Below are 3,292 nucleotides of genomic sequence, written 5' to 3' on the forward strand. Positions count from 1 at the left end.
TGCGCCAAGCGCCTCGTCGGCCAACAGCACGCTTCATCCTACCTCGCCACCCGCAACACCTCCGCCATGTCACCGTCGGCTGACGCAGGCAGAACAGCTGGATCGCCTGATACGCCAAGCAGGCGGGTATCCGTGTCATCTGGGGCGAGTGCGCCCGCTGTTAACCAAGGCATCGGGCATCAGGGAGGGCAGTGTGTTGCAAAAAATACGCGATGGCAAAACGCGAGGCATCAAGAAACATCTGGTCAGCCTGGGATTCGTTTGTACCAAGACGCGGGTAAGTCGTTTTGGTGGCGCTACCCAGAAATCCTGACTTCCGATGCGATAAGGCCACCGTCCTGTTGACTAGAATCCCACCTGGAAAGACAGGCCACGCCCCCTTTTTCCTTTTCCCTTTTCCCTTTTCGGAGGGTCTAAGCACATGAAATATATGGTTTTTTTCGGCCTAAATGGGACAAATTAGGGGTTAAAGGGGGACAAATTAGGGGTTAAAGGGGGACAAATTAGGGGTTTGAGGGGGACAGATTAGGGGTCAAGGGGGACAGATTAGGGGTCGGGATTTCGGCCTAAATGGGACAAATTAGGGGTGGCCTGTGGATAAGTATCAGTGCCGCGAAAGGGGACAGATTAGGGGTCACTGCCGTCCGCCAGCGACAGCCAAAAGTGAAGCGAGGATAGTGTGAAAAAAGACGACAGACCACAGGTGTACAAAAGCAATGCGTTGATCGAGGCACACTTCGCGGCATCGCTCATGGAGCAGCGTATCCTGCTGGCGTGTATGGCTCAGGTGCGCCGTGACGGACAGATCACCGATGAAGTCATGTATCGCGTTTCAGTGGAGGACGTGACACCGGCGACACACCATTCCAAAGATATCTACCGGCAATTGGCGCAGGCGGCCCATCGGCTGAAACACCGTGATGTCTGGATTGCTGAATACCCCAATGGCGCAGGGACGCGACCAGAGCTTCTGAGCACGGGTTGGGTACAGACCATTCGATACAAGAAGGATCAGGGATGTATCGAGCTTCGTTTTAACAAGGACATCCTGCCGTATTTGTCTCAGTTGAACAGCGAATTTACCGGCTACTGCATTGACGATATCGAGGGGATGACAAGCCAGTACGCCATTCGCTTTTACGAACTGCTGTGCCAGTGGCAGACAAAAGGGCAGCTGGAGCTGTCTGTTGGCTGGCTGCGTCAGGCGTTGGCGCTCGACAACAAGTACCCAACCTATAAAGATTTCCGTAAGCGGGTGATTGAGCCCGCCATCGCTCAGATCAACACGCACACGCCCGTTACCGTGTCGTACATTCCCATCAAAACGGGAAGATCGGTGACGCACTTGAGTCTCGACTTCAAAATCGCTGCGACACATAAGCCAACAGCACGCACCTCCGCCAAGGCATCCAGGCCACCCAACGCGACCAGCACACCGCGTTCGGCCCCGCAGGCAGGCAAACCCATGTATGGCATATCACCATTGATGATCGAACGGCACAAAGCCGACGGCGATAGCTGGGAAGACGCGGCCCTGAAGGCGCTTTATGCCAAAAAGCGATAAGTGACCGCAGGAAATACCTGAAAAATCGGCCCTCAGCGCCCTGGCCGATGATCAAGTCTCGCTACCATGAGGGCATCCATTACCCAATTGAGCGCTCAACATGCGGCTCCAAGATATCGGTGGAGCCCAGCGATACGAGCAGCATGGCCGTGACGTACTGGGTGCATCCGTACAACAGCTAGTACCGCCCCCTCAAAAGTGAAAAAAGTGCTCGCACGGGCTTGGTCGATTGAAAAGTCGTGAGACAGTGAAGGTATCAACACGACAGGAGAGAGACATGACCACACCACAACACGCCTTGCCAGCACCGCCATTTCGCGGCCTACGAAGACGGCCACTACCGCTACCGCATCGAAGATGCTGAGGACAACGTGCTGGTGTCGTTTGCCAGCTTGTCTGACGCTGAAAGAAAGCTGGCACATCAAGCGTCGAATTGCGCAATCTAACAAAAAAACTGGCCCAAGAATTTATTAAAGCGTCATAAGACGCCCACCAGAAATAGGAAAACCCACCATGCAAATTGATATATCGAATATCAGGGCATCAACAGCGGGAGGCTCTACCCCAGACCCCGCAACGATTTTGGCCCTTCTTGATCGTCTGGAGGCGGCTGAAGCGCGGGAGATTGAGCTTGTAGAAACTCTCAAGCATATTCGCGGCGCAAGTAGCTGTTGCGACGCTTGGGATCATATCGACGAAGTTGTGCCGTATGACGCGGCTCTATATAGCTGATCTAGGAAAACCGCTATGCCATACGCTCCACAGAAAGGCCAGCTTGTGACTGCTAATGCTGGCGGTACTGACTTCACAGTTACGATTTACGGCAACCAAGCGCCTGACCTTCCTGAACGCTGGGTGGGGCACTACTCAAGCGTCACGCCGCTAGGCGATACTTTGTGGCACTCAGTGCTTGGAGGGGTGTTTATAAAAGAAGAGGGGCGAAAGCGTATCCCTATGATGGATGTTCACTTTTTCCACACTCATGGCAGCGAGGAAGACGCTCTATCAGACTGTCGGCGCATGTGCGGGGACGTTGCCGATACTACTCAATCCAACTGACCGAGGAAAACTATCATGAGCGTTCATGCGACAAAAACGAAAGCGGGCGTAGTTATTAAAAAAGATGCCTTTGATGAAAAATGGGGAATGGCGGCAGTAGGTTCATTGGAAGGAACGGCGGTTCTCCCTACCGGAACCGAGATTTTTGAGGATGATTTAGGGCGTGAGTGTGTCCGGCTGGGGGATGAAGTCTGGACGTTAGCAGAGGCGGTTTACGCAGCTTATCGCGATGAAATACCTGGTTCGACTTTTACTCCTTCTTAAACCTGCATAAATCAAGAAAAAGCCAGCCCTTGCATAGCAGGGGCCTTCTGATAGCCGGTTAATTTTGCCGTTTATCGAAAGTAACCAACAACTAAGGAAAACACAAGATGCCCACTCAACCGCAATATGAGGCGTTGGACGCACAAGGATATCCCTACATGCGCGAGGCACGTGTCATTGGGGAGCTACCTTTAGCAGCTCGACGCACTGCACTAGATGCAGCAATTACCACAGTTGGTAATGAGTGTGGGCTGACGGCCAGCAAGCCGCTTAGCTTTGGCTTGCCTGTATTTGAGGCATTTGGATTGAATCGTCGTGAAGCCAGCCGCCACGCTCATTCTAAGCTGCTACTGACACAAGGCTCAGATTTGAGCCTTGAATACGCCAACTGATAGGAAAAGAGGT

Annotated in this window: 6 protein-coding genes; all 6 read left to right on the forward strand. The window is 53.0% G+C overall.

All coding sequences use genetic code 11. The annotated features are described in order from the left end of the window. The coding region (locus ACT3XD_RS19340; RefSeq protein WP_444280686.1) for a hypothetical protein at positions 1 to 313 on the forward strand (313 nt) is incomplete at its 5' end. 366 nt (positions 314 to 679) lie between these two features. After that, positions 680 to 1,564 (forward strand): replication initiation protein, encoded by an 885-nt coding sequence (locus ACT3XD_RS19345; RefSeq protein ID WP_192539902.1) that lies wholly within the window; start codon positions 680 to 682, stop codon positions 1,562 to 1,564. A 513-nt stretch (positions 1,565 to 2,077) separates the two neighbouring features. Next, entirely contained in the window at positions 2,078 to 2,296 is a 219-nt protein-coding gene (locus ACT3XD_RS19350) for a hypothetical protein (RefSeq protein WP_192539901.1), read from the forward strand. A 15-nt stretch (positions 2,297 to 2,311) separates the two neighbouring features. Further along, the gene (locus ACT3XD_RS19355) at positions 2,312 to 2,623 is read left to right on the forward strand and encodes a hypothetical protein (RefSeq protein WP_192539900.1); all 312 of its coding nucleotides are present in this window, start codon (positions 2,312 to 2,314) and stop codon (positions 2,621 to 2,623) included. 15 nt (positions 2,624 to 2,638) lie between these two features. Continuing rightward, entirely contained in the window at positions 2,639 to 2,887 is a 249-nt protein-coding gene (locus ACT3XD_RS19360) for a hypothetical protein (protein WP_192539899.1), read from the forward strand. 107 nt (positions 2,888 to 2,994) lie between these two features. Continuing rightward, positions 2,995 to 3,279 (forward strand): hypothetical protein, encoded by a 285-nt coding sequence (locus ACT3XD_RS19365; RefSeq protein WP_192539898.1) that lies wholly within the window; start codon positions 2,995 to 2,997, stop codon positions 3,277 to 3,279. The last annotated feature ends 13 nt before the right edge of the window (positions 3,280 to 3,292 follow it).

Source organism: Halomonas sp. AOP7-B1-5 (assembly GCF_052353045.1).
Taxonomy (GTDB): Bacteria; Pseudomonadota; Gammaproteobacteria; order Pseudomonadales; family Halomonadaceae; genus Vreelandella; species Vreelandella colorata.

What these genes read in the sequence shown, in the direction of transcription:
- ACT3XD_RS19365 (WP_192539898.1), top strand. Translation starts at nt 2,995, where the DNA reads ATGCCCACTCAACCGCAATATGAGGCGTTGGACGCACAAGGATATCCC.
- ACT3XD_RS19355 (WP_192539900.1), top strand. Translation starts at nt 2,312, where the DNA reads ATGCCATACGCTCCACAGAAAGGCCAGCTTGTGACTGCTAATGCTGGC.
- ACT3XD_RS19350 (WP_192539901.1), top strand. Translation starts at nt 2,078, where the DNA reads ATGCAAATTGATATATCGAATATCAGGGCATCAACAGCGGGAGGCTCT.
- ACT3XD_RS19360 (WP_192539899.1), top strand. Translation starts at nt 2,639, where the DNA reads ATGAGCGTTCATGCGACAAAAACGAAAGCGGGCGTAGTTATTAAAAAA.